The organism is Arenibacter algicola, from assembly GCF_018860365.1.
GTDB classification, from domain to species: Bacteria; Bacteroidota; Bacteroidia; order Flavobacteriales; family Flavobacteriaceae; genus Arenibacter; species Arenibacter algicola_B.
This window is the reverse complement of sequence record NZ_JAHKPO010000007.1, coordinates 23,728-48,211: the sequence shown is the minus strand read 5'-3', so window position 1 is coordinate 48,211 and position 24,484 is coordinate 23,728. Positions and strand designations below refer to the sequence as shown.

General features: G+C 40.8%; 22 protein-coding genes. 5 read left to right on the top strand and 17 right to left on the bottom strand.

Features of this window, described 5'->3' with window-relative positions; translation table 11 throughout:
• Positions 1–76: 76 nt before the first annotated feature.
• From KO529_RS07060 to KO529_RS07050, 3 genes are read left to right on the top strand one after another with little or no spacing between them, the layout of a single operon-like run.
• Positions 77–421 carry a DUF4907 domain-containing protein gene (locus KO529_RS07060; protein ID WP_111623861.1) on the top strand — a complete coding sequence of 115 codons (345 nt, stop codon included), beginning with the start codon at positions 77–79 and terminating at the stop codon, positions 419–421.
• An 8-nt stretch (positions 422–429) separates the two neighbouring features.
• A complete protein-coding gene (locus tag KO529_RS07055; protein WP_215947222.1) occupies positions 430–1,491 on the top strand; it encodes a sensor histidine kinase in 1,062 nt (353 codons plus the stop codon).
• Positions 1,472–2,197, top strand: a complete 726-nt coding sequence (locus tag KO529_RS07050; RefSeq protein ID WP_215947221.1) for a LytR/AlgR family response regulator transcription factor — start codon at positions 1,472–1,474, stop codon at positions 2,195–2,197. Before KO529_RS07055 ends, KO529_RS07050 begins: the two co-directional genes overlap by 20 nt.
• Before the next feature lie 51 nt (positions 2,198–2,248).
• Here the strand turns inward: KO529_RS07050 and KO529_RS07045 are convergent, their stop codons facing one another.
• From KO529_RS07045 to KO529_RS06970, 16 genes are all read right to left on the bottom strand, one after another.
• Entirely contained in the window at positions 2,249–4,579 is a 2,331-nt protein-coding gene (locus KO529_RS07045; protein WP_215947220.1) for a GH92 family glycosyl hydrolase, read from the bottom strand.
• A 97-nt stretch (positions 4,580–4,676) separates the two neighbouring features.
• Positions 4,677–6,533: a beta-N-acetylhexosaminidase gene (locus KO529_RS07040; RefSeq protein WP_215947219.1), complete on the bottom strand. Its 1,857-nt coding sequence runs from the start codon at positions 6,531–6,533 to the stop codon at positions 4,677–4,679.
• Positions 6,534–6,537: 4 nt separating this feature from the next.
• Positions 6,538–7,320 carry an SGNH/GDSL hydrolase family protein gene (locus KO529_RS07035; RefSeq protein WP_215947218.1) on the bottom strand — a complete coding sequence of 261 codons (783 nt, stop codon included), beginning with the start codon at positions 7,318–7,320 and terminating at the stop codon, positions 6,538–6,540.
• Between the two features lie 152 nt (positions 7,321–7,472).
• On the bottom strand, positions 7,473–8,849 hold the full coding sequence (locus tag KO529_RS07030) for a sulfatase family protein (protein WP_215947217.1): 1,377 nt from the start codon (positions 8,847–8,849) through the stop codon (positions 7,473–7,475).
• 9 nt (positions 8,850–8,858) lie between these two features.
• Complete coding sequence (locus KO529_RS07025; protein ID WP_215947216.1) at positions 8,859–11,159, bottom strand: glycoside hydrolase family 95 protein; 2,301 nt, start codon at positions 11,157–11,159, stop codon at positions 8,859–8,861.
• Positions 11,160–11,214: 55 nt separating this feature from the next.
• Positions 11,215–12,798: a sulfatase family protein gene (locus KO529_RS07020; protein WP_215947215.1), complete on the bottom strand. Its 1,584-nt coding sequence runs from the start codon at positions 12,796–12,798 to the stop codon at positions 11,215–11,217.
• A 426-nt stretch (positions 12,799–13,224) separates the two neighbouring features.
• The gene (locus KO529_RS07015; RefSeq protein WP_215947214.1) at positions 13,225–13,992 is read right to left on the bottom strand and encodes a hypothetical protein; all 768 of its coding nucleotides are present in this window, start codon (positions 13,990–13,992) and stop codon (positions 13,225–13,227) included.
• 5 nt (positions 13,993–13,997) lie between these two features.
• Positions 13,998–14,690 (bottom strand): SCO family protein, encoded by a 693-nt coding sequence (locus tag KO529_RS07010; RefSeq protein ID WP_072863200.1) that lies wholly within the window; start codon positions 14,688–14,690, stop codon positions 13,998–14,000.
• Positions 14,668–15,267, bottom strand: a complete 600-nt coding sequence (locus KO529_RS07005) for a toxin-antitoxin system YwqK family antitoxin (protein ID WP_215947213.1) — start codon at positions 15,265–15,267, stop codon at positions 14,668–14,670. The genes KO529_RS07010 and KO529_RS07005 overlap by 23 nt, the downstream gene beginning before the upstream one ends.
• Positions 15,268–15,278: 11 nt before the next feature.
• The gene (locus tag KO529_RS07000; RefSeq protein ID WP_215947212.1) at positions 15,279–16,043 is read right to left on the bottom strand and encodes a YHYH protein; all 765 of its coding nucleotides are present in this window, start codon (positions 16,041–16,043) and stop codon (positions 15,279–15,281) included.
• Between the two features lie 172 nt (positions 16,044–16,215).
• Positions 16,216–16,356: a hypothetical protein gene (locus tag KO529_RS06995; RefSeq protein ID WP_215947211.1), complete on the bottom strand. Its 141-nt coding sequence runs from the start codon at positions 16,354–16,356 to the stop codon at positions 16,216–16,218.
• Positions 16,357–16,408: 52 nt separating this feature from the next.
• Complete coding sequence (locus KO529_RS06990; RefSeq protein WP_215947210.1) at positions 16,409–17,032, bottom strand: hypothetical protein; 624 nt, start codon at positions 17,030–17,032, stop codon at positions 16,409–16,411.
• Between the two features lie 5 nt (positions 17,033–17,037).
• Positions 17,038–18,036, bottom strand: a complete 999-nt coding sequence (locus tag KO529_RS06985) for a YHYH protein (protein WP_252734333.1) — start codon at positions 18,034–18,036, stop codon at positions 17,038–17,040.
• A 58-nt stretch (positions 18,037–18,094) separates the two neighbouring features.
• Positions 18,095–18,757, bottom strand: a complete 663-nt coding sequence (locus KO529_RS06980; RefSeq protein ID WP_215947209.1) for a DUF6702 family protein — start codon at positions 18,755–18,757, stop codon at positions 18,095–18,097.
• Positions 18,758–18,855: 98 nt separating this feature from the next.
• The gene (locus KO529_RS06975) at positions 18,856–19,863 is read right to left on the bottom strand and encodes a YHYH protein (RefSeq protein ID WP_215947208.1); all 1,008 of its coding nucleotides are present in this window, start codon (positions 19,861–19,863) and stop codon (positions 18,856–18,858) included.
• Positions 19,864–19,898: 35 nt separating this feature from the next.
• Positions 19,899–20,189 carry an EF-hand domain-containing protein gene (locus tag KO529_RS06970; protein ID WP_215947207.1) on the bottom strand — a complete coding sequence of 97 codons (291 nt, stop codon included), beginning with the start codon at positions 20,187–20,189 and terminating at the stop codon, positions 19,899–19,901.
• 191 nt (positions 20,190–20,380) lie between these two features.
• Here KO529_RS06970 and KO529_RS06965 point away from each other — a divergent pair, with 191 nt between their 5' ends.
• Together KO529_RS06965 and KO529_RS06960 are read left to right on the top strand one after the other, a co-directional pair.
• The gene (locus KO529_RS06965) at positions 20,381–21,412 is read left to right on the top strand and encodes a sensor histidine kinase (RefSeq protein WP_215947206.1); all 1,032 of its coding nucleotides are present in this window, start codon (positions 20,381–20,383) and stop codon (positions 21,410–21,412) included.
• Complete coding sequence (locus tag KO529_RS06960; protein ID WP_215947205.1) at positions 21,399–22,076, top strand: LytR/AlgR family response regulator transcription factor; 678 nt, start codon at positions 21,399–21,401, stop codon at positions 22,074–22,076. The genes KO529_RS06965 and KO529_RS06960 overlap by 14 nt, the downstream gene beginning before the upstream one ends.
• 34 nt (positions 22,077–22,110) lie before the next feature.
• Here KO529_RS06960 and KO529_RS06955 read toward each other — a convergent pair whose 3' ends face one another.
• A complete protein-coding gene (locus KO529_RS06955; RefSeq protein WP_215947204.1) occupies positions 22,111–24,369 on the bottom strand; it encodes a ligand-binding sensor domain-containing protein in 2,259 nt (752 codons plus the stop codon).
• Positions 24,370–24,484 lie beyond the last annotated feature (115 nt).

The window sequence follows — 24,484 nt, the reverse complement described above, 5'->3', positions numbered from 1 at the left end:
ATTTTGATTATGTTTACTTATTGATTAGCAAAAAGAGCTATGCTGTTTGGCATAGCTCTTTTAAAATTATAAATAAATGAAAAGAATTCTAGTAGCATATGTTTTTATAGCGGTAGCAACGGGTTTTTTGTTTTTGAGGTTCACAGATTACTCCTTTAGCACCACAAAAAGTAAAATCCCACTGCAATCCGAAATATTCCCGGTAGGTGATGGCTACGGATATCAAATAGACCTAGAGGACAGAGTCCTTATAAAACAGGAGTATATTCCTATTTTAGAAGGAAAAAGACCGTTTTCAACCACCGAGGATGCAGAACGTACCGCCAATAAGGTTATCAGTAAATTATTAAAAAAAGAAAGCCCTATATTAACAATTTCCGAACTAAAAGAATTACAGATTCCAGAATTTAACCTTTACTAAAAAAGTGCATGGTACTTGATAAGAAAAATATTCCACAATGGCTTGTTCACGCACTATTATGGTTCATGCTATACGGCTTACTGTCTTATCCTTTTTTGACTGGTTCCAGGTCCTTACCCTATAGTCTATTGGCAAAATTACTCTTGGCCATGGCACTCTTCTACCTCAATTATTATTACCTGGTACCAAAATTATTGCTCAAAGACCGTATGTGGTACTATATTGTACTTTCGGTTTTACTGCTTTTGGCAGTAGGCTTTTATACAAATATTGCTTTCCCTCCATCTCCTCCCGATGAGCTTCCCCGTAGGGCCGTACGTATGCGACAACACGGCGATGGTGGTCCAGGGGCATTCCGCTTTTTTTTAATGACCACCGTAATCTTTGCCGTGCCCTATATTTTCAGCACCATGCTAAAGGTCTATACGGAATGGCAGAAAAACGAGGACCTGAGAAAATTGGTAGAAAAGGAAAAAATACAATCGGAACTTCAATTTTTAAAGACCCAATTGAACCCCCATTTTCTTTTTAATTCCTTAAATACCATCTATTCGCTTTCGGTAAAACAATCCCCGGACACCTCAGAAGCAGTTATTAATCTGTCCGAACTTATGAGGTATATGCTTTACGAGGCGGACAAAAAATTAGTGCCATTGGGCAAAGAACTGGAATACATAAAAAGTTATGTGGCTTTGCAGCGACTCCGACTATCCAATAGCGAGGATGTTACTCTAAAAATATCGGGAGAGGAAAGAGGAAAATTTGTACCGCCACTTTTGTTTATCTCCTTTATTGAAAACGCGTTTAAATATGGCACCGATTATAATGGAAAAACCTTTGTTAAAATAAACCTTTTGGTAAACCAGGAGTCAATACATCTACAGGTAGTCAACATTATAGGATCTTTTAAGGCAAAAACAAAAAGTAGTGGAGTGGGTCTTGAAAACGTAAAAAATAGATTGAACTATTTATATCCACATTCCCATGTATTGCTGATTAATGACGACGGAAAGACCTATGAGGTAAATTTAACTTTAAATTTAAAAAACTATGAATTGCATAATCATTGATGATGAGCCCCTGGCTATAGATGTTTTGGCAGACTATTGCAAAAAAATAGACTTTACCGAAGTAGTTGGCACATTTACCAATCCTTTGGATGCCATTACGGTTATTAAGGAAAAAAAAGTTGATGTTATATTTTGTGACATTGAAATGCCCCAAATAAGTGGTCTGGAATTTATAAACGCTCTGGAAAACAGGCCTTTATTTGTTTTTACCACAGCCTATACCCAATATGCCGTGGAAGGTTTTGAGCTTAACGCAGTTGACTACTTGGTGAAGCCGATCCCTTACCACAGATTTATAAAGGCCATCTCACGGACCAAAGAAATTTTGGCGCAAAAGGTAAAACCAACGGAGGGCAATATTTTTCCTTCCTTTGGAGGAAACAACGATAACCAAAAATTTATTTTCGTAAAATCCGAACACGAGAATGTCAAAATAAACTTGGATGATATAGAATATATTCAAGGTCTCAAGGATTATTTAAAGATTCATATTGCTGGTACCAACAAGACTATCTTAACCCTTTTAAGCTTTAAGGATCTTATGGAAAAACTACCCAATTACCAGTTTATAAGAGTACATAAATCTTTCGTAGTCAACGTCAACGTGATCAAGACCATACAAAGGAACCGGATTGTAATTAACGACACCCGTATTCCTATAGGAGAAAGTCATAAGACACAATTCTTTGCATTTTTGGGATTGTAATAAGCCTATATTAACAACAAAAGAAATAACTAGTTTATGCATTTAATGTTTCTAGTTGATTGAATGAATTACCGGCTCAGGCCCCATTTGCATTTCCAAGACCCCACCTTCGGTTATTTCCTGATGGGTAATCCAAAACCTGTCCAAGGGCCTGCCATTTAAGGTCATGGCTTGTATATAAATATTTATGCTGGAGTTGTTGTTCGCTAGAATTCTGAATTTCTTGCCCGAATAATAATCGGGATCCAATTGTATTTCAATTTCATTGAAAACTGGGCTGGTAATTTGGTATTTATTATCCCCAGGACTAATAGGGTGAATTCCTATAGAGGCCAATACGTACCAAGCCGACATTTGTCCCACATCCTCATTACCGCATAGACCATAGGCATCCGTCCCATAGGCATCGTTACATATCTTCCTGGTCCATTTTTGGGTCAGGTGGGGTACGCCGGCAGTATTGAGCATAAAGGGCACATGGTGCACCGGTTCATTGGGATGGTTGTAATAATCATTCCATAAAAAATCCTCAGGCGTATTCTCAAAGAAGGATATCAGCTCCTCCCTATAGGCATCTTCCCCTCCCATCAAGGTCCCTAAGCCCTCTATGTCATGGGGAACAAACCAACCTTGTTGAAAAGGATTGCTCTCTATACAGCCCTGTCCATGTACCGTTTTGCCCTTCCATTCCAACCAGTTGCCTATACTATCCTTTGCCCGGAACCAATTTACTTCATCATTCCAGATGTTGCGGTAATTTTTACTTTTTGCAAGGTATTCCTGGGCTATTTCCCCTTTGCCCAATGAGTTGGCCATGGTACCCAAGGCCCAATCAGAATAGGCATATTCCAAGGTTTTGGAGATATTGCCATGGGTATATCCCAACTCTCCATTTCCCGTATTATCAACCGTATTTTTTGAATAGGCAAAGGCCTTTTCAATATCATAGTTGCGAATTCCTTTTTCATAGGCATCCACAATGACCGAGACCGCAGGGTTCCCCAACATACACCCCGAATAGGAATTGAGCATTTCCCAACGTGGCAAATAATCCCTACCGCTTAACTCGGCCATTTGTAGCAAGGAATTAATTTCGTCGTTCACTAGCTTAGGGTTGATAATTGTCTGCAGAGGAAATTGCGACCTAAAAACATCCCAGCCACTAAATATTGTCCTATAGGTAAAATTGGAGGTTTGGTGAATTTTCTTATCGGCACCAATATAATTCCCATTCACATCCGAAAACGTCCTGGGATCTATCATGGTATGGTATAGCGCGGTATAAAAAATAGTCTTTTCACCCTCAGTCCCTCCGGAAACCACAACATTCTTAATAGCCTTGTTCCAACTATTTCTAGCCTCCTCATGTGTCCTATCAAAATCCCAATGAGCTATATCGTGTTCCAAGTTTTCCTTGGCACCGGCTGCACTTACAAAAGAAATACCGCTTTTTACCAACACTTGCTCCCCTTCCTTGGTGTTGAAGTTGGTATAAAACCCTAAATGCTTTCCCTGCAACTCCTCTTTGGATGGTAATATTTCAGCATTCTTCACCGCCAATTGGTAATCATCCTGTCTGATGAATTTCATTTTCCTGGGAACATCCGGAATTTTGGCACTCCAAATTCCATAATCCTTAAGTGGCTTACTAAACTGACAATAAAAGTACACCACATAATCGGCATTTCCATCTCCTCCACCCCAGCCACCACCTTCTGGTGGACATTTCATCCACCCCTCAATGGTATTTTCGTTTACTACTTTTATATACTGTTCCGTTGAAGTCCCCCCCACCCTGCGCGACAAATCGATCTGAATTCTGGAACTATCGTTTTCAGGAAAGGTAAACCGAATAATTCCTGCTCTAGGTGCCGCTGTCAGTTCTGCCTTAACCTTATAGTCATCCAGGGTTACCGCATAATACCCTGCCTTGGTCACCTCCGTATCATGTGAATAACGGGAACGATATCCTCCTTCAGGATTTTCAGGAACCCCTCTATTGGTCTGGAGTTTTCCCGTTGTTGGGGTAACCAAAAAATTACCTAGGTCACCAAACCAACCCACCCCGCTCATATGGGTAAAACTAAATCCCTCCATAGTCTTGTGCTCATAGGAATAGCCAGATCCATTATCGCCTCCCGTAAACGTATCAGGGCTAAGCTGAACCAATCCAAAAGGCGTAGCGGCCCCAGGGAATGTCTTGCCAAATCCATGGGCATCCTTGGTCTTTTCCCCATAAGTAATCGCGCCGATAATGGGATCTATATAGTCTACCGGATCGGGTCCCGATACTTGGTTTTCCTTGGAGGACGAACATGAAAACAGCGACAACACCAACAGGGTAGAACATAAGTTACGTAGTGCAATTCTTCTTTTTAACATTATTATTTTATTAGTAAGTCAATACCTCCCCTTATTTTTAAAATAGCTTCTTAAGCTTTTGCCATTTACAAAATCAATTGGTGATAATTTGAAAATTTTATTTTAATCTGATTTCTGTTACGCTCCCCAATAGTCTTCCTTCCTTATTAAACAGTCCAGCTTTAACAAGGGTTTTGGGAGGCGCAATAAAATTGCCCTTGTACTTAACGGAAGCCGTTGTGGGGTCTTCCCCATCGGTGGTATAAAATATATCATACCCAACAGTTTCTGTATTTAAATACACATAAGCCTCACTTTTTAATTCATCTAGGGCATATGAAGCATAGACCGTGTACATACTTTTGGCATAATTCACCTGTTCCCGGTCCAGTCTTTTAAATTGGGAATCTTCCAGAGCGGTTTGAAATCGCTTCCAATCCTTAACATTGGGATCACTCCATGACACCTCTGCACTGGCCAATGCCCGTGGGTACAGCATATATTCACAATGTTCCTGAGTGGGCGTAAATTCTCCCCACAAACAGGCTTCATTACCAAGAACCCTATTTACCTCCTCGGGTGTCAATTCTTCCGGAATGGGCTCATGAGCGTATACTTTGGACAAGGGCAATACCACCTTTGGCCCTTCGGGCTCCATTTGAGTGGGGCCTTGAACCTGACTGAGGTACATATATTTATAAGACGTCATTATGGTGGGATAACCATTTTTCGGCGCCGTAATCTGAGGGTTGTGCCCTCCTCTTCTCCATGCCATAATGGTTGCTCCAGGAGCGCCCTGCCCACTTAAAATCTCATCCCAACCTATCATGGTCTTATTTTGGGCCTTTACGATCTTATGCACCTTTTGTATAAAATAACTCTGTAGCTCCTCTTCGTCCTTTAAGTTGTTTTCTGTTTTTACCCCTTGGCAATACGGACATTTTTTCCAATTGGTTTTATTGCACTCATCACCACCAATATGCAGGTATTTTGATGGGAACAGTGCGGCAACCTCCTCTATTACCCCTTCCAAAAATTCATATGTAGTGTCCTTACCTGCGCAGACGGCATTATCGGGCGCCTTGCCCCCTACGGCAACTTCAAAATTGGCATCGGATTCATCATAGCAAAACAAGTGGGGATAAGATGCTACCAGGGCCTTGCTGTGGCCAGGGATGTCTATTTCCGGGATAACCTCAACATTGCGCACTTTTGCGTAAGCAATGACTTCCTTAATGTCTTCTTGGGTATAAAAACCCCCAACCGTTTTTGGTTCTTCGGCCGTTGCTTCCTCACGTTGCCACCAGCTTACGCCAGTTCTATCGGCACGCCAAGCTCCTTTTTCAGTAAGGTTTGGGTACTTTTTTATTTCGATACGCCACCCTTGGTCATCGGTCAGATGCCAATGGAACTTGTTCACCTTATAGGAAGAAAGAACATCTATATGTTTTAAGATAAATTCTTTAGGTTGAAAATGTCTGGAAACATCCAACATAATGCCACGCCAACCAAATCTGGGGTTGTCCTTGACCGTCATACCCAGCACTTTGACCGTTCCGGAATTTTCCAACGGGAAGGTTTGGCGCAAGGTCTGAAATCCATTAAAAAGTCCTCCGTAATCTTTGGCGGTCACCACAATGGATGCTGGTTGCACCTCTAGCAAATAGCCCTCATCCCTTACCGACAACCTTTTATCCAACCTAAATAAAATATGCTTTTCCCCCACCTCAGGATTTCGGTAAGAATAGGTAAGGTTAAGCCCTAGATCCTTATGGAATTTTTCCGCTAAATATGGAATAAGAACCCCTTGAAACTTTTTGGGCACCACCACTTTGGTATTCTTGTCCAAAACAAATGCATCATCTGTAAAGGAAACCGACTCAGGTTGTGGTACAAAATGATAGTTTTGGGCTACTACTTGAAGGTTGAACCCTATTAATAAAAAAAACAGTATATAAGTGAAATATTTAGACATTTAACTATTGGTTTAGTTGTTCAAGGATTACTTCGACTACTTTCTTTCCTTGTTCCGTTGTTCCAAGTTTATTATAATGTACGTTACCTGGTTTTACCATCCATTTTTCATGACTGGGCAGGGTATACCCATATAAATCATTTATAATAACCGAAGGGTAGTCCTTTAATACCTCCAAAGCGGCTTCATTATATTTTTTGGCATCACCGGCGTAACGCCCGTTGGCATTTTCGGGAACGGGGGTCGTAGTGGCAAATATTAATTTTGCATTTGGAGAATGGTCATTCAGGTATTCACATATGGCCTTCATGTTTTCTTGGTAGGTCGCCACAGTGGAAACGATCTTTCCATTTTCTTTATCCATTCCTTTACTGCTCATGTACTTTATATCATGAAGTCCAACGTTGAAATGAATCACGTCCCATTCAAAATCCCAACCCCCCTTTAAATGCGGTTTAAACATAGTTTGCTCAAGTTTCTCCATTTTGGGAATAAAGTCGTGGCTAGAAATACCATTGCTGAAAATTCTAAAAACCGAGGCTTTCCCGGCCAGTTCTTCCCTAACCGTGGTGGTATAACCAATTGAAATCGAATCCCCGTAGAGCAAGACATTTGGCACACCTTTTTTTGGATGTACATAGGAAAATACGGGTCCGTCCTGTGCCCTTAACCCGGACCAGGCAGTTTCGGCCATATTTTTATTGGTTCCGCAGGAAACTACATGCGGGAGCAATGCTAAGCCAACGCTGGCCGCACCAGCTTTTTTTAAAAAATCCAGTCGTTTCATCTCACGATTGTTATTTAACTATGAAGTTTTAGTTCCGTTTTTTTCTGAATGTTTAGTTCCTAATGCATTGGGTCAATGAAGCTCCCTAAGAAAGCTTCAGATCAATATGAACCATCCCAACCAGTACCTAACCACTTTCCTTAAATGTTCCTTTACTGGTACCTATTATTGTCCGCTTTTAATTCGGTGTCAAAATCATCCAGCATCTTGATCAGCTTTTGTACTATTTTAGGATGGGTTTCGGCTAAGTTGTCACTTTCGGATATATCCTCGGCCAGATTGAAAAGTTCTATTTCCCCTTCTTTCCTCCTTAGTTTCCAATCTCCCTTTCGAACAGCTTCCGCTGTTTCGCCCGAGTAATAATAGAACCCCTCTTTCTTATGTGGCGAAGCCTTTTTCTTTCCCGCCAATAACGGCCAAATATTTTTTCCGTCCACTTTTTCCTCTGGCATATCGCTATCCGTCAAATGGGCGATAGTGGGCAATAAATCTATGGTGGAGGCTATTTCGGAACAAACGGTCCCAGCAGGTATGGCTCCTTTCCATTGGGCGATCATGGGAACCCGCATTCCGCCTTCATAGGTCTCAAATTTAAACCCTCTTAAGGGTAGGGCAGATCCCCCATGACCATTCTTGAGATTCCATGGACCATTGTCCGATGTAAAAATCACCAGGGTATTTTCATCCAAATCCAAGGCTTCCAAAGTCTTTAAAATTTGGCCCATGCTCCAATCTATCTCTTCAATGACATCGCCGTATAAACCTCGTGCGCTTTTCCCTTTAAATTCTGCGGAAGCATGTAATGGAATATGGGGCATTGAATGCGCTAGATATAAGAAGAACGGTTCTTTTTTATTCTCCTCAATAAACTCCAAAGCTTTTTTTGTGTAGCGCTGTGTTAATGTCGATTGATCTACGGGGTATTCAATAATTTCATTTTGTTCTGTTAATGGCACGACGCCTCCTCTCCATTTTTCCTGTCTCAAACTATCGACGGTCATGCCCTCTCTGTACAAAACGTTTTCTGAGACTTTGGCTTTAGGATATACAGACATATCGTTGCTATATGGAATACCATAATACATATCGAAGCCTTGAGCAGTTGGCATATATTGATCCTTATCCCCTAAATGCCATTTCCCAATACAAGCTGTAGCGTAGTTTTGGGTTTTAAGCATATCGGCTATAGTCAATTCCTCATTTGGTAATCCACCTGGTAAGTTTGGCCATAGCACTTTAGGAACCCCAACCCGAGTTGGGTAAGCCCCCGTTAACAGTGCCGCTCTTGATGGGGAACACACGGGTGAAGCCGAATAAAAATCGGTAAACTTCATACCGTTTCCAGCCATCTGATCAAGGTTTGGGGTTTTAATCAGGGGCGAACCAAAAACGCCTACGTCCTGATACCCTTGATCGTCAGTAAAGACAATGATTATGTTTGGTTTGGAATTTTTATTTTGGGCAACCAATACTGTTTTACAACTTAAAAATGCCGTAATAATAATCGCCATCAATTTTATTCTATACATTATATTGTTCTATTTTTTGTTCAACAAACCATCAAAATGATAGGTTCTTCCTGCTTCAGTTTCAAATTCAATAGTGTTATCCTTGTATTTTAAAACACATGGCATGCCACTTTTTGAAAGTACCGAAACGCCTATCAATTGACTTTTTTTCCAAGAAAAAGACAATTCAAACCCTCCTCTGGCCACAATACCCGAAACACGTCCTTCTGGTAGGGCTGTCGGCAACGCTGGCAATAATTCAATTTTATCCAAATGGCTTTGTAATATCATTTCCAAAATACCGGAGGCACCTCCAAAATTTCCATCAATTTGAAATGGTGGATGTGCATCAAACAGATTGGGGTACGAACCTCCACCTTCTTTTCCATCCGCACCTTCGGCAGGACTTAGAAGTTTATGCAATAGCTTGTAAGCATGGTCGCCATCTCTAAATCGAGACCAAAAATTAATTTTCCAGGCCAAACTCCAGCCGGTGCCATTGTCACCTCTATATTCCAAGGACTGCTTTGCCGCCTCCATTAAATCTGGCGTGTCCTCATAATTAATTTCATTCCCCGGGTGCACCGCCCAAAGATGTGAAACATGACGGTGATGATTTTCCGGGTCATCCTTATCTTCCAACCATTCCTGTAATTGTCCATGCTTTCCTATTTGGTTTGGAGCAATTTTAGCAATCATAGGCTCCAGGGTTGAAGCAAATTCCTGATCTGTATTTAAAATTTCTGAAGCTTCAATAGTACTTCTAAACAGTGCCCTGATCAACTGATGGTCCATGGTTGGGCCCGCCACCAAACCACCAATTTCCGGGGAGTTGGATGGTGAACTAATTAAATAACCCGTGTTGGGGTCTTCGTATAAAAACTGACTGTAAAACAAGGCGGCACTTCGCATTAACGGGTACTTCTCTTGTAAAAAGTCTTTATCTTGGGTGAAGAGATAATGCTCCCAAATGTGGGTACTTAACCAAGCCGCTCCACCCAACCAAATACCGTGGTGCGATGCGTTTACCGGAGCTGCACCACGCCAAATATCAATATTGTGGTGTGCAATCCAACCCTCGGCATTGTAGTGTGCTTTGGCCACTTTGGCTCCAGTAATAGAAAGGTCTTCAATTAAATCGAATAATGGTTCATGGCATTCACTTAAATTGTACATTTCCACCGGCCAGTAATTCATTTCCAAATTAATGTTCGTGGTATAACTACTAAACCATGGGGGTGTTAATTTATCATTCCAAATACCTTGAAGTGTTGCTGGCTTTGTTCCTGGACGACTACTGGCAAGGGTTAGATATCTCGCATATGCTACATACAAGGCTACCAGTTGCGGATCGTTTGGATCGCTGCTAAAATCGGAAATGCGTTGATCGGTCGGATTTTTGGATTTTCCGTTATCCCCAAAACTAATTTCAAATCGGTTGTATAAGGATTGGTAATCTGAAATATGCTTTTCTTTTACCGCTTTGAAATTTGTACTAGCAACTTTAGTCAATATTTCAGGCACCATTTTTTCAGGCTCCCCTGAAACGACTTCAAAATCAATATAATTTGTAGCAGCGGTTAAATAGATCGTGGCTTTTGAGGCCTTGGAGATTTGAAGTTTCCCTCCCACCGTTTTTATGGTACCGTTTGTTTCAACCCTTAGGGTAGCTACCCCTCTTAAAGCGCCATCTTTAACCTTAACTTCCAGGGTTTGAGTAGAACCATTGGTCTTCACCGCTTTATCTTCATGAATAGCATCTAACCACAAATCGAAATTAAGGGCTTTGGATTTACTGGAAGTTAGGTTTACCGCAATAATCTGATCCGGAAAACTGGACAATACCTCACGCTTATATTCTACACCTTCAACGGTATAGGATACCGAACCAATGGCATTATTTAAATTGAGTTCGCGCTTATAATTGGTGTAGTTATCATGGTTTTTGAAATCGATATAAATATCACCAAATGGTTGATAATGCACTTGCTGTAAGGGTTCGCTCATAAACTCTTGCTGTGCCAATTTTTGGGCCTCCATTTGTTTACCTTCTGTAAGCAACTGCCGTATTTCATTTAAATAATCTCCAGCATCTTTGTTGGAATAATCGTGGGGTTGTCCACGCCAAAGCGTTTCTTCATTAAATTGAATATGCTCTAGTGAAACACCTCCATAGATCATAGCCCCAAGACTACCGTTGCCCACTGGTAACGCTTCTGTCCATTCTGTAGCAGGTTGTATATAGGACAATTTTAATTTTTCCTGGGCCTTTGTCCCTTCAATTAGTAAGAACAGGACAAAAAATAAGGTAAGTATATTTCTTCTTTGCATCCGTTTAACTTCTGATCATTATTGCTCAATTCTTATTTAGTGCACCCTTGTATTCCTAACTTTCCCAATGGTCAGCGATAATTTGATGTATTTCCGGATTATCCGAATCGGTATCCCCCAAGGCTTCCCTTTGCCTTAATATCTCCTCTTTCATTTCTTTGATGATATCCTTGTATTTAGGATTATCATAGGCGTTTCGAAGTTCCTTGGGATCCTGTTCCAAATCAAAGAATTCCCAATATTTATCTGGTTGTTCTTCTTTGGTATACTCATTTACTTTGAGTCCGTTTCCATAATAAAATGCGAGCTTGTAACGCTCTCCCCTAATTCCAAAATGGCCAGGTCGGTCTTTGCTATGGTCCCAATACCTATAGTAGCCATACTTGCGCCAATCTGCAGGGGTATTTCCTTTTAAGTTCTCCCGAAAACTATGGCCTTGCATGGTTTCCGGATACTCTATACCGGCATAATCCGCAAACAGGGCCGAGAAATCGGCATTTTCAATGATATCGGCATTACGGGTCCGAGCGGGAATCTCTTTTGGGTATCTTATGACAAATGGCATATGAATGGATTCCTCATAGATCAAACGCTTGTCGAACCAACCGTGTTCCCCTAAGAAATAACCCTGATCAGCCGTGTAAATAACTATGGTGTTTTCTGCCAATCCAGATTTTTCCAAATAATCCAACAACCTGCCTATATTGTCATCAATGGCAGCTCCGCAGCGCATGAAATCCTTTACAAATTTCTGATAGGTTTTCATTCTTGCCTCATCTGCGCTAAGACCTTCAACCGAAAAAGGCAATTCCGGATAGGCCATATAATCTTTTCTCAATTCCGGATCGGCAGTGGCAGCCAAATAGCGCTTTTGAAGGTTATCTATGGATTGTCCTTTAAATACCCGGCCTGTAGTTTCCGCTCCTTGATCATAAAAAGAATCGGGAACAGGAATTTCCTCATCGCGATATAGATGACTAAAGCGTTCAGGGTAATCATAGGGTTCGTGAGTAGCCTTAAAATGGCACATGGCCATAAAGGGTTTGGATTTGTCCCTGTTTTCTATCCACTCCATGGTTTTATCGGCAATGATATCCGTACTGAAACCTTCCACTACTTTACCTCCACCGTAGTAGTCTTCCCAGTTATCCGCTGTTTTCAATCTTGGGTTCCAATAATCCCCCTGCCCTGGCAATACGGCATAATAATCAAACCCTGCCGGCTCCTGTTTTAAATGCCATTTCCCTATAACAGATGTGGCATAACCACCCTTTTGCAGCTCTTTTGCTATATTATTGTGGTTTGGGGATAGGCCCGCCCCCAAGGTGGTAACCCCATTAATGTGACTGTATTGACCGGTGAGGATCGTTGCCCTACTGGGAGTACAAATGGAATTGGAAACTAAACAATTCTCCAAAACGCAACCCTCTGCAGCCAACCGTTTAATATTCGGATTATGCACATAATCCTTGAGTATGCCCCCATAAATCCCCCAAGCCTGAGCGGTATGGTCATCGGACATTATAAAAAGAATATTGGGTCTTTCCGACTGGACCACTGTTTTTTCTTCAGTCTTATTCTTACAACTGGAGATTGTTAATAATAGTGCAGAACCAAGAACAGCTACAAAGAATTTCATTTTCATCATGTTTTAGTTATTTTAAAACTTAATATCTGTAAAATTAACTTTTAAAAATAAAAGATAGCTTCTAGCATTGATTATTGGCATAATTATGCTGTTTTTGAAGGCTATTTCCTAGAGGGCTTATGCCTTCTGGACTTCATTTTATGATCAAGGGTAATGGTTGAAACGCTAAAACAACCTGAATTGGATTGAAATAACTTCCTGATTTTTTTTTTAGATTTAGTATCAAATGAATAAAAAAAGGGAGGAACTACCTCCCTATTAAATCTAACTAAACTAACTAAGAGGAATATCTCCCCTTATCTTAATGGGAACCTACATAATCACCAACAAAATCTTTGCTTTCCGAAGTAGCTTAAACTGGCTCCATTAAACACAGCTCGATTATAGCACTAATTCGTACTGGTCCACAATGAAATTCTATTGTAAATATTCTTCAGGATACCCCAGCTCCTGGCGTAATTTTATGCCCATAACCTGGGTCCGATTCCTTAATTTTTTGGCCTGGGTCAAAAGATTTTCAGTTTGTATCAATCTATCTACCAACGCGTTCTGATATTCTTTTGTATTCAATAATGTGTAATAATTGGAAACTTGTCCAAAGTCCCGGAGGTTATTAAATTTTGGGTTTTCCTGTGGAAGTATATCTACTAAGGCAAGATGTTTTTCCAATACCGGCTGCAAATGATTTACCACTATATCATTAATCTTTGAGTCTGTAATCTTAAATTCAGCAATTTCAGTGGGATAATTGGCTATAAGGGTTTTTAACGAATCGCTTTCAATAATTTCAAATTTAGAAGTATTGATAACAGAATTTAAGGCCCCGTCCAACAAGACCATTGGAGCATAATTAATGTGCACTATAGTATCCTTGGCCCCTGGCGTAATTTGTTCGGGAGCCAGGCCAATGTAGCTCATGGTAGCTTCCAATCTGTTAATATTGCCAGAGTACTTAACAATGCCCTCATTAAGAACTTTCAAATTTGTATTCAATTCTTCATACAGGCTATGATAGATTTTCATCTCCACTATCCGATTTTTCCTGATTTCATTTAGATCGTTGATTTTCCACGCGATCAGGATACCTATAACAATTAGGAATATTTCTCCAAAGGCATATAACAGATAGTTTTTGAATTTGCCGGAAATTATGAAACCCCGTCGAATTTTCGCAAATAAACGCATAGCAACTACTCCAGTTTTAAGGCTTTGATATCTGTAATTAGTTGGGCTATGGATGCCCTGTTCAACCCATTATAAATACCCCTAATATGTTTGTTTTTATCTACCAATAAGAAGTTTTCTGTGTGCAAAAAGTCGTTTATATCCTTTGGCACCCCCAAATCGTTTTCTACAAAATATTGATTTCTTCCCAGGTTGTAAATTTCCGTTTTATCCCCTGTAACCAAATGCCATTTATTATCCATTACTCCATTTTTTTCGGCATAATTCTTAAGTATGGGGACAGAATCTATAGAGGGAGTTACCGAATGTGACAACAATAATACTTCTGGATCGTCCTTAAATGCCTCCTGCACTTTTACCATATTACCCGTCATTTTTAAACAAATACCAGGACAAGTGGTAAAAAAGAAATCCGCAACATATATCTTATCATCAAATGTATTTTGGGATACCGTATCCCCCAATTGATTTACCAAACTGAAATCCGGAATTTTATGGAAACTCTTTTCCTCTTCACTATTTGGGGTTAACCAATATGGCGTAAAGGATTCATCGCTGTAGTAGGGAAGATATTCCACCCTACTGGTCTCCACTACTTCAACAGTCTCCTTTTTTACTTGATTCTTGCAACTAGTAAAAAATGCCAACCAACAAACCAACACCAACCCCTTATTCTTAATCCCTAACAACAACTTCATCTTCCAATTTATAACATGAATTAGCCCTTAGCATTCCAAAAATGCGTCCGTTTTTGGCTTCATAATTAACATATAATTTCCCATTGGGCAGCCAGGCCTTTTGCAATCCTTCTTCCTTCCCTTCTGCCATTTGCCTAACTTTGGACAATTGTCCGGTGGCATACCATTGTTTTTCTTCACCCTGCTTAAGGCCATTAACGTAATGGGATTCTTCTGCCAACACCCCATTTTCCCACCAGCTTTTATACACTCCTACCAATTTGTTTTGATGATAGGTAGATTCTACCCTAAGCACTCCATTTTCGGACCATCTTCTTGCAATACCTTCCCTTTTACCATTAAGAAACCCTAGTCTTTCCGCCAAGGTATCATTGGCATGAAATTTCACCGAATACCCATTGTAAGGCTGGTTTTTATAATACCATTTCCCTTCAATTTGGTTAAGAACCAAATCCTGTTTGGATACCTCAACATTGGAGATTACAATAGCCTTCCCCTCCTCGCTTTTTATATCAGTGGCGTCTTTACAGTTTATAAGGGATAAGGCAGTAACAATTAATAAAAGTAATGGTCGCATAGTCCTTTTTTTTAGTATCCCTGATATGGACCGGCAAAGGCCAAATAAGATCCTGTTGTTGAATACAATTCATTGATGATGTGATAGTGGTACTCCTCTTCGCCATCTGTATATTGGGTAGCCGTAGTATGTCCGCCCGAAGCATCCAAATCTGTTGGGTAGGTCCCGGTGGAAGTACATTTTCTACCGTAGAGAAAAACCCCATCTAAGAGTATCCCTACTAGATTCTCATCATCATCGGTGAAGGCTTTGGGCTCCAAGTGGTAGTGATAAACACCAGGACCAATATGGGCACCTGTCCAGTCCAAACTTGCCGCTGCCTGGTTTAATGGGCCGCCTCCTTCTTGATCGTTAAAAATGGAGGCCCCGCTTACGGCAATGCCTATAGTATTCAATTGAGTGGATACTGTACTTCCCGTTAAATTAGGGGTTGCATCCACCACAATGGTAGTAGCATTGTTGTTACTGGACATGATGCTTGGCGTTCTATCCACATCGGGTTCCTCCTTATATAGGGAATTTCCTTCTCCCCAATAAACCGTTTCATGGTTGGGCAAACCAGTAGTTTCTATTACTACATTGGACCCATCCAAATAAATAGTGGTGGCATCGGAATTAAAGGCTGAAAATGCAGCGTGCAATTCGGTTACAACAGTTTCTTCAGTATCCTCATCGGAAGCACTATCTGCACTACAGGCAATTAGGGTAGTTAAAAGCAAGGTCACACCCATTGCTATTGTCATGATACTTTTATTCACTTTTACTTCTTTTTTCATGTCTTTTAATTTAGGGGGTTTTCGTTATTACTTCTGTTTATTCTGTGTTTGTGTTATGACAAATCTCGTAAATCAGGCAGCATCAAAATCTGCAAATCCATGAACTGCCCACTCTTTTAAGTCAATAATGGGCATTGATCGGTAAACCAATTTTAAGCCTAATGGGTTTAGGCTATTTTACGGGTTTGATCATTTTATAAATAACCAATACTGCCAGTACTATTACAACACAGGAAACAATAAAGGCCCACCAGAGATTGGGTTCATTACCCGCAATCTTGAACTGGTCCCATATGTTTTTCCATAATCTCATAGTCTTGATGTTTTTTTAGGATTGAATATCTAATACATTCCATTAATGACTGCTATTCCAACTTCTTTTGATTCAGCTTAGGTGACAACAGCAGCTTTCTACCCACTATAAAAAATGGAACAATGGCGATGAACCACAAGTAATTGGTATTGATTCTCCTATTTTGGACAACCATTTTATTGTTCTTAAATACCACTGAGGCCCTGTATTCGTTGTCTTCCTTTAGAATAAGCTTGTCCGTAATGTCATTTAATGACCATGAGAAAATAGTTTGATGATGGTCATTTTCCCTAAAGGCATTTATGGCAACATCAAGATTATTGAACTCCTTGGGCAATTCGGAGCTTATAAATTTTAGATCCGTTTGATGGTTTCCCAGCTTCAACCCTCCATTCTCCAAGTAGATTGGATCGCCATTTACAGTCAAATGGAAATTCTCCTTTATATAATCCACCGCCAATTGCTTGTAGTCCACCTCCGTCAATAGACTGAAATCGGTTCCTGAATAGTGTTTTAGCAAGGCCTCTTGCAGGCCAGCCTGACTAAGGCTAACATTCAATATCCCCAACTCGCCTTTTACCTCGAAATAATACATGGCCGACAATGGGTTATGGGCAAGTGTCATTTTGGAGGACAGCACCATCAGTATGCAAAAAATCAGTATTTTTTTTGTCATCCTTTTTATTGGTAACTAAAGTTATTACTTGCCGCTACACCTTTAAGGCATTTTGGAACATTGGGAGCATCCGTATTACTGGCAACATAATGATATACACCATCCGGGTATTCCGTGGTACTGGAAGTTCTGCCCCCACAATCATCCAAATCCGATGGTTCTACCTCATAGGCATAGATGGGAAAACCATCCTTGGCAAAACCAATTAACTGGGTTCCGGAAACTTGGTCTATCAAGGTACAGGATACATCGGTTATATTATAAGCGTCCAGCACTAGGTTCATGGTCTCTGCCACAAAATGCCAATGATAATAACCAGCCGGGTCATTATGACCTCCGCAAGGATCCAAGGAAGGAATATTTCCTGCTTTTTCCCTTCCTGGATTGGCAACAGAAGGTGGGGCACCATTGATGGGAACTCCATCGAGTGAAACACCAACCAGGTCTATAGTACCAATAACATCATTTGTGGATCCCAATTTTGGGGTTGCCGGAATCAGGAAGGTAAGCTGAAGATCATTATCGGGAGCCGCTTCCAAACAATATGCCAAATCAGGGTCGGCAGGACCAGAAGCAAAATCATCTATATTGATGTTGCCCTCATCGTCAATAATATCATAGCCATCCGCTTCCATCGCATTGAACAAGGTGGCCTTCAACACCTGAAAACCAGGATCTGTGGCACCATCATAAATCCCCAAGCCCCCTATATCATCTATGGTCTCTGGGCAATATGGTCCATCTTCCACTGGATTGCTGGAAAATACCAATTTATAGCAGTCGCCCGTAGATCCGTCCTCCAAGGTACAATCCACCTTGGTATAGGAAATCAGGGAAGTGGAATTAAAAAAAGATTCTTGAATTACAGCATCGGCTACCTCTTCGTCTTCAATTTCATCATATTCCGAACTATCATCACCGCAAGCGAGAAACGCAATAAATAATACGATAATTCCAAGGGATTGCCTTAGCATATTGCTCTTTGATATTACTTTTCTTTTCATCTGCTTCTGTTTAATTATTATCTCCTTAAATCTCCATTAGTGCACCCAATAATTTAATTCAACGAACTACGGTAAGAGGCACTTTTTTAGACTTATCGGGCTTGTTAAATACATGACCTACCCCCAACACAGTAAGCCCCACAACCAAAATCGCTGCTACACCCAATAAAATGACCCCTATACCGGTCGAAAAAAAACTAGCCTCATTTTTGCCTACTTCCACAAATTCATTTCCAGCTACCGCCAACGAGAGGGTGTGATCGTTGGCATTGTTCAAAACAAAATGTTCTTTGCTAAATCCTTCCTTTAAAAGTATTAGGGCATTCTGATTTTGGTGGATGTCCTTAAAGGCGGTATTTGTAACCAACACCGAATTTATATCCGTGGGAATATCCAAGACTTCGAAAACTACCATGGTTTCATGACCAAGTTTTACGGCTCCGTTCCCGAAAGAAATATCCTCTCCCCCATTGAAGCTGATATGAAGGTTGTTTTTAATATGCTCCAACACCATTTGTTGAAACTCCTCTGGAGATTGATAAGGTGTTTCAGCAAAATGGGTCCTTACTTCCTGTTGAAAAGCGGTTAGGGATGCACTTATCTGTAATACCCAACTGTTATTCCCCTTTTCCACCAGCATTGTGGTAGAAACATTGGGATTGTGGGCAAAACTTGCCATTGAAAACCCCAAAGCAACTAGCAGTAACATGTATTTTTTCATCTGTTTATATTTTTATGTTTAAAAGGTTAGATGGAACAGGCCATACTATTTTTCGAATGGCCTTCCTATCTAATTAAGACTCTTTCCAACCATTACTTTCAATTGACGTAAGCTCCCTTTAAACCATTTATAAAATTATTATTGCCGGCAGCGTCTACATGGTAATGATACCCTCTAGCATCATCCGTATGCCCCCTTAATTCATCCAAGTCGGAAGGGCTATCGCCATTGGCATCTTCCAAAGCATATATTCCGAATCCGTCCAAGGCGTATCCGATCAAAGCTGCATGCCCATCGTCCTGCGCTATTTGTGTCCCGAATCCTGTAGCTGCATGGTAGTGGTATCCCTGATGTACATTAATATGTCCGCCAGCATCATCAAAAGGGGCAAGGGTGTATGCCCCAAGTATATTATCCACAGGTGCAGGAGCAGAAAATTCAATACCGTTCAAAGCTACTCCACGAGTCGAAGGTGCCGAATTGCCCGCTCCCGGAGGCCCTCCTCCTGCGGTAGTAAATAAAGTTGGACTAGCCTGTATTACCGGCGTTACTGGTATTACCCAAGTTTGACTTAAATCGGTAATATAGGAAGGGAGGCATTCTACACAGAAGTTCTCATACTCGGCGCCCACATTTGGGTTGGCGGCATTCTCACAATCTTCTTCGGTATCCGTTACATAAATATCTCCGTTGCTATCATATAATAACCAATTGGTATCGTCGTAAAATGTCGCCAAATTTTCAACAAAGGCACCATCCACATCATAAACTTCCCCGCCTTCCAGCCATATGCCCCCTGCCTCCGCATCGTCGTCGATATTGTCCGGGCACCAAGGCCCCATTTCGTGATCTCCGGCCAAACTGGAGGTAACAATTTGGTAGCAATCCGTTTCGGTGCCATCTGACAATGTACAGGGTACAGTAGTAATCGTGACCGATCCATCTGCCGTATAAAAGTAAGATGGATCAACATTTACCACAGCAGATTCATCCACTGTTTCACTATCATCCGTGCCGTCCGCAGTATCCTCACTATCATTGCTACAGCTTAGGTAGGACATGAAGAGCACGGCACCTACTATTAAATATGAAAATTTATTCGTCATAATTTCAATTTTATAATTACACTTAAGTTCATTCCCTATTCACGTTTACGTCCTTTAGGTTTAGGCGCTTTCTCCAACTCCTCTTTAGTGATGTAGCCATCCTCATCCGTATCTATCTTGGCGAAATCATCCTTGATAGGGCCTTTCAATTCCTCTTTGGATAATTTTCCGTCTTCATCCTTGTCCATTTCCTTAAAAATTTGATCTACGGAAGGCCGCTCTTTTTGTCCTTGCCCACCCTGAGGTTGTTGTGCATTAAGATTAGCGCTAAAAAATAAGGTTACCATTGCTGTTAACATTGCCGATTTTACTATCATTTTTTTCATTGTTATTGTTTTTTAAATTCATTCTTTGGACTACAAAGATGGCCCATGGTTGAATGCCAAATGGCTTCTTTCTGTGAACCATCGCAGGTTTTAAGCGAATAAAGTGTTTACACCAGTGAACAATAAATAAAGAAGGGCCCGGAGGGCCTATTTTTGCATTGTGATGAAAATTAATTCCTTTAATTTGTACCATGGACAGAACAAAACGATTTCTTTTTCACACGGTATTATGGCTAGCCGTATGGCTCATGGCCTGGTTGCTTATGACAGATGATGTAGTCTTTGCCAAAAAGAACGCACCCTCTTTTCTTTTGCAAATTGTGGTCATTGCCGTTCTGATCTATTACACGGCACCCGCACTTTTGTTCAAAAAAAGGTATGTACCATTTATATTGATTTCCTTGGCCTTGATCGTTTTTTGCGCATCAATTATTTCTGAACCTTTTGTGGGACTGATTTCAGGTCAACCACCTCGCCAGGCAGGTCCACCGCCCGCAATGCGCCCTAGGGTTCCACCCCAATTTTTGATCCATTTTTTGGTATTGTCCATTGCCTATGTACTAGCCACTTTTATGGAGACATTTTTGTTTGCCCAAAAGAAGGAGGAAGAAAATATTAGGAACAGGAATGAAAATTTGCAAACTGAATTAAAACTACTGAAATCGCAGATCAACCCACATTTTTTGTTCAATTCCCTGAACAATATTTATGCGCTTTCGGTTACCAATTCGGACAAGACCCAACAAGGTATCAGTACCCTTTCCAATATGTTGCGTTATGTTCTGTACGAATGTGAACAAGCGTTTGTACCTTTAGGAAAAGAGGTCGACTATATAAAGGACTATTTGGCCATGTACGTCTTAAAAAGTAGCAAAACCTATCCCATACAAACTGAATTTCAAATAAAAAACGATGCTGTGCAGGTAGCACCCATGCTATTCATTCCCTTTGTTGAAAATGCCCTAAAACACGGTAATTTGGAAAAGATAACAGATGCTTTTTTAAAAATAAGTATCTTCTCCGACGATAAAAACATCAATTTTGAAATTGAAAACAGCATCCCCAAGGAATCGATGCAAAAAGACAAAATTGGAGGAATAGGCCTGGAAAACGTAAAGAAAAGATTGGAAATACTATACCCAAAAAAGCATACCTTAAAGATCCAAAAAGAATTAACTACTTTTAAAGTTCAACTACACATAGATCTGAATGGGAACCATTAAATGTTTAATTGTAGACGACGAAGAGTTGGCCCGAAGCCTCCTCAAAACCTATATTGCAAAAGTGAATTTTTTGGAATTGGTGGCCGACTTCGAAAATCCCTTGGATGCCATAAAAGTGCTTAAGGAACAAAAAATAGATCTGTTACTACTGGACATCCAAATGCCCGAAATTAAAGGTACAGAGTTTGCAAAAATGATTCCGCCATCAACTCAGGTCATCTTTACAACGGCATACTCGGAATACGCCTTGGAAGGTTTTGAACTAAATGCCATAGATTATCTCTTAAAGCCAATTACTTTTGAACGCTTTTTAAAGGCTGTCAACAAAATAAAAATAGACACTGACCAGGAAGCCGCAGAGGATTCAATAATCGTTAAATCGGGCTATGACCTACATAAAATTAAGTTCGATTCCATTCTATATATTGAGAGCGATAGCGAATATGTCATTTATCACACCCCACAGGGAAAGATTATGAGCAACCAGAGCCTTAGCGCTCTGGAGAAAAAGCTCCCAGCACAAAGTTTCATGAGGGTCCATAGATCATACATCGTTAACAAAGCAAAAGTTAACGCTTTAAAGGGCCGGGATCTGCTGATTGAAAAAGCGGTCATTCCTGTAAGTGCCAGTTATTATGAGCTGGTAAAAAAGAATCTTTTTTAAGGATTATATCAAATGCTTTGGATTATTTTAAGTTTTACTTTTCCGCCGATATCAAGTTTAAATATCGTCCCATCCAGTACGGTAACAGCCAATAAACAGGTTCTTTTTCCTGAGACGGGTCGCCGCTGACCGCAACATAAGGGTTTTGATCCCATCTCATGGTTCGGTATTCACTTGGTGGGCGCAAGGCTGTCTGAAGCTCTTCAAGAATAGGCTGCCGAACTACCTTAAGGTCTTCCCTTTGTGCATTGTCAACATACCAATCTACCAAGTCCAAGGGAGCGTCCTTCAGGAAACCTATAGAGCTATCCAACTCATCGGACCCCCCTGTTAGAAGATTGTAAGTAAAATTGATCATGGGGCTCTTTGCTTTTTTATGCTTCTTGAACCATTGCTCCAAATGGTCTTGATACTCCCTCTTCAAAGCTGGATCTTCCTCATAGTTTATTAAAATTGGATACATGTATAGGGACAAAAAGATGTCAAAATAAGTCTCCCAGGAAGGGTTGGTGTTGTGCAAGGTTTTAGCGTTTTCCAAATACCCTTCTTCCTTTATCAATTTCAAATATTCCTTTTGATACTTTTCTTTTTTGGTAATGTGATGGGCAAACTTTAAGAAAGCTAGCAACTCCAAAGAGTTCAATGCCCTTTCCGGAGCCCAATCGGGATTGTGGTTCAGAATATTCGGGGACCAAACGCCCCACTTGGTATGGGTTCCATCCACATCTACCAGGTTAAAATCGTTCTCCATCAAATGGTCCATAATTTTGCTGAAATGATCGGCTACCCGCTTTTTTTCCTTATCATCCGCCACTAGGCTATAGTAACAATAATAACCGAATAGGTGCCCAGAAATCTCATCGCTACTGGTATCTCCCTTCCACTTCCATTTGCCATCCTTGGAAACATGCCAACGCTTTTCTACCGGCTTTTGTCTGGGATTATCAATAATTTCCTCGGCCAATTCGCGCTCGGTGTAAGTGCGGTTCATATCATGGGATTGTTCCCAGGAAGCTGGAATTATGGTCCTTGCAAAAAAACCATCTTCACCCGTTACTTCCCTTAAAAAATGTAAGAAATCGAATGCCTTTCCAGCTCTTTCCCTGGCTTCCGGATTTTTGGTTGTTGCATACCTAAAGGATTCCATGGCCAGATAATTGGAGGTAAACTCCCCATCATTATCGTCGTCCTCCGGCTGTATGGTCGTGGTATCGCCAGGCACCGCTAATTTGGAACGGGCTATTATCCATGGTTCGCGGACATGGCGCCTTATCAATTTATCATAAAAATAGTCCGCCTTACCTTCAAGTGTCATTTGCCTGTTCTTTATGGCACTTACTCCATTAGCAGTGGCAACCCATGCATTTCCCTGTTGGTCGAATGCAATATCCCTCACCTCGTTAGATACCAACCAACGCCTGCCCAATCTAACGGAATATTCTTTTTCTCCCGGGACAAATCTGGTTATCCCGTATTGGGTTCCCACCCATATCCTGCCGTCTGGACCCTTTGCCACAGCAGTTACATTGGCATTGACAATCCCATCTTCAGACGTTTTTTCTCCAATTTTTGCAGTTTTGTTTCTAATGGAAACTCCCCCCAAGCCCCCTATCCATATATTTCCCTCTTGGTCAAAATCCATTCCCCGAACATAAGCACTGATTAAATCGTCGTTTCCCTGATATGCCGTAGTTTTTTCATCCGTACAGTGGTAAAGGCCCACGTCTGTACCTATCCACAGTCCGCCGTTATTGTCGGACAACACGGTGCGAATACTTCTCGCTGTTTTATAATCCCTTTTTACCCATTTTTTATCTTGGTACAACCATATTCCATATGGCCCCATGGCATAAACGCCCTCCTTTGCCGATAGCAGTTTGGCAATGGGCGGCTTAGGACCTTCCATTTTTTGGATGTCGCCGGACCTACTCCTATAAACTCCGTTCCAGGTGGCCAACCAAACATTTTGATCTTTATCAATTTCTACGTCATAGGCCGGGCCTTGGTTATCTCCGCTAATTACTATCTTCCATTCCTTGGAACCGACTTCTTTTTGGTAGATACCATTTTTGGTGGCAATCCAGATGCCTCCCTCCAAATCTGGTTGAATGGCCCTAACATTGTTGGAGTCTTCACTTTTTTCGGCAATAATAAATGCCTCATGATATTCCTGAGCAAAAGGCTTATCTATATAAGCTGTAATAGGATTTGCATTTGGTTTGGATCTTAGGTCCGTGCTTTGGCCTATTGACAAAATTGGAATAAGAAAAAGAAAGAAAATGGCTTTGTTCATTTTATAAGACTGATCGGTTTGGCACTAAAGTTAATCCAAGCTAGGGATATATACCAGAACCAATTATAAACCTTTAATAACTAATAGCTTTTATGATCTTGAATACGCCATATAA

Bases quoted from the DNA above. Each gene is read 5' to 3' on its own strand.
- KO529_RS07060 (WP_111623861.1), top strand. From the start codon at position 77: ATGAAAAGAATTCTAGTAGCATATGTTTTTATAGCGGTAGCAACGGGT.
- KO529_RS07055 (WP_215947222.1), top strand. From the start codon at position 430: ATGGTACTTGATAAGAAAAATATTCCACAATGGCTTGTTCACGCACTA.
- KO529_RS07050 (WP_215947221.1), top strand. From the start codon at position 1,472: ATGAATTGCATAATCATTGATGATGAGCCCCTGGCTATAGATGTTTTG.
- KO529_RS07045 (WP_215947220.1), bottom strand. From the start codon at position 4,579: ATGTTAAAAAGAAGAATTGCACTACGTAACTTATGTTCTACCCTGTTG.
- KO529_RS07040 (WP_215947219.1), bottom strand. From the start codon at position 6,533: ATGTCTAAATATTTCACTTATATACTGTTTTTTTTATTAATAGGGTTC.
- KO529_RS07035 (WP_215947218.1), bottom strand. From the start codon at position 7,320: ATGAAACGACTGGATTTTTTAAAAAAAGCTGGTGCGGCCAGCGTTGGC.
- KO529_RS07030 (WP_215947217.1), bottom strand. From the start codon at position 8,849: ATGTATAGAATAAAATTGATGGCGATTATTATTACGGCATTTTTAAGT.
- KO529_RS07025 (WP_215947216.1), bottom strand. From the start codon at position 11,159: ATGCAAAGAAGAAATATACTTACCTTATTTTTTGTCCTGTTCTTACTA.
- KO529_RS07020 (WP_215947215.1), bottom strand. From the start codon at position 12,798: ATGAAATTCTTTGTAGCTGTTCTTGGTTCTGCACTATTATTAACAATC.
- KO529_RS07015 (WP_215947214.1), bottom strand. From the start codon at position 13,992: ATGCGTTTATTTGCGAAAATTCGACGGGGTTTCATAATTTCCGGCAAA.
- KO529_RS07010 (WP_072863200.1), bottom strand. From the start codon at position 14,690: ATGAAGTTGTTGTTAGGGATTAAGAATAAGGGGTTGGTGTTGGTTTGT.
- KO529_RS07005 (WP_215947213.1), bottom strand. From the start codon at position 15,267: ATGCGACCATTACTTTTATTAATTGTTACTGCCTTATCCCTTATAAAC.
- KO529_RS07000 (WP_215947212.1), bottom strand. From the start codon at position 16,043: ATGAAAAAAGAAGTAAAAGTGAATAAAAGTATCATGACAATAGCAATG.
- KO529_RS06995 (WP_215947211.1), bottom strand. From the start codon at position 16,356: ATGAGATTATGGAAAAACATATGGGACCAGTTCAAGATTGCGGGTAAT.
- KO529_RS06990 (WP_215947210.1), bottom strand. From the start codon at position 17,032: ATGACAAAAAAAATACTGATTTTTTGCATACTGATGGTGCTGTCCTCC.
- KO529_RS06985 (WP_252734333.1), bottom strand. From the start codon at position 18,036: ATGAAAAGAAAAGTAATATCAAAGAGCAATATGCTAAGGCAATCCCTT.
- KO529_RS06980 (WP_215947209.1), bottom strand. From the start codon at position 18,757: ATGAAAAAATACATGTTACTGCTAGTTGCTTTGGGGTTTTCAATGGCA.
- KO529_RS06975 (WP_215947208.1), bottom strand. From the start codon at position 19,863: ATGACGAATAAATTTTCATATTTAATAGTAGGTGCCGTGCTCTTCATG.
- KO529_RS06970 (WP_215947207.1), bottom strand. From the start codon at position 20,189: ATGAAAAAAATGATAGTAAAATCGGCAATGTTAACAGCAATGGTAACC.
- KO529_RS06965 (WP_215947206.1), top strand. From the start codon at position 20,381: ATGGACAGAACAAAACGATTTCTTTTTCACACGGTATTATGGCTAGCC.
- KO529_RS06960 (WP_215947205.1), top strand. From the start codon at position 21,399: ATGGGAACCATTAAATGTTTAATTGTAGACGACGAAGAGTTGGCCCGA.
- KO529_RS06955 (WP_215947204.1), bottom strand. From the start codon at position 24,369: ATGAACAAAGCCATTTTCTTTCTTTTTCTTATTCCAATTTTGTCAATA.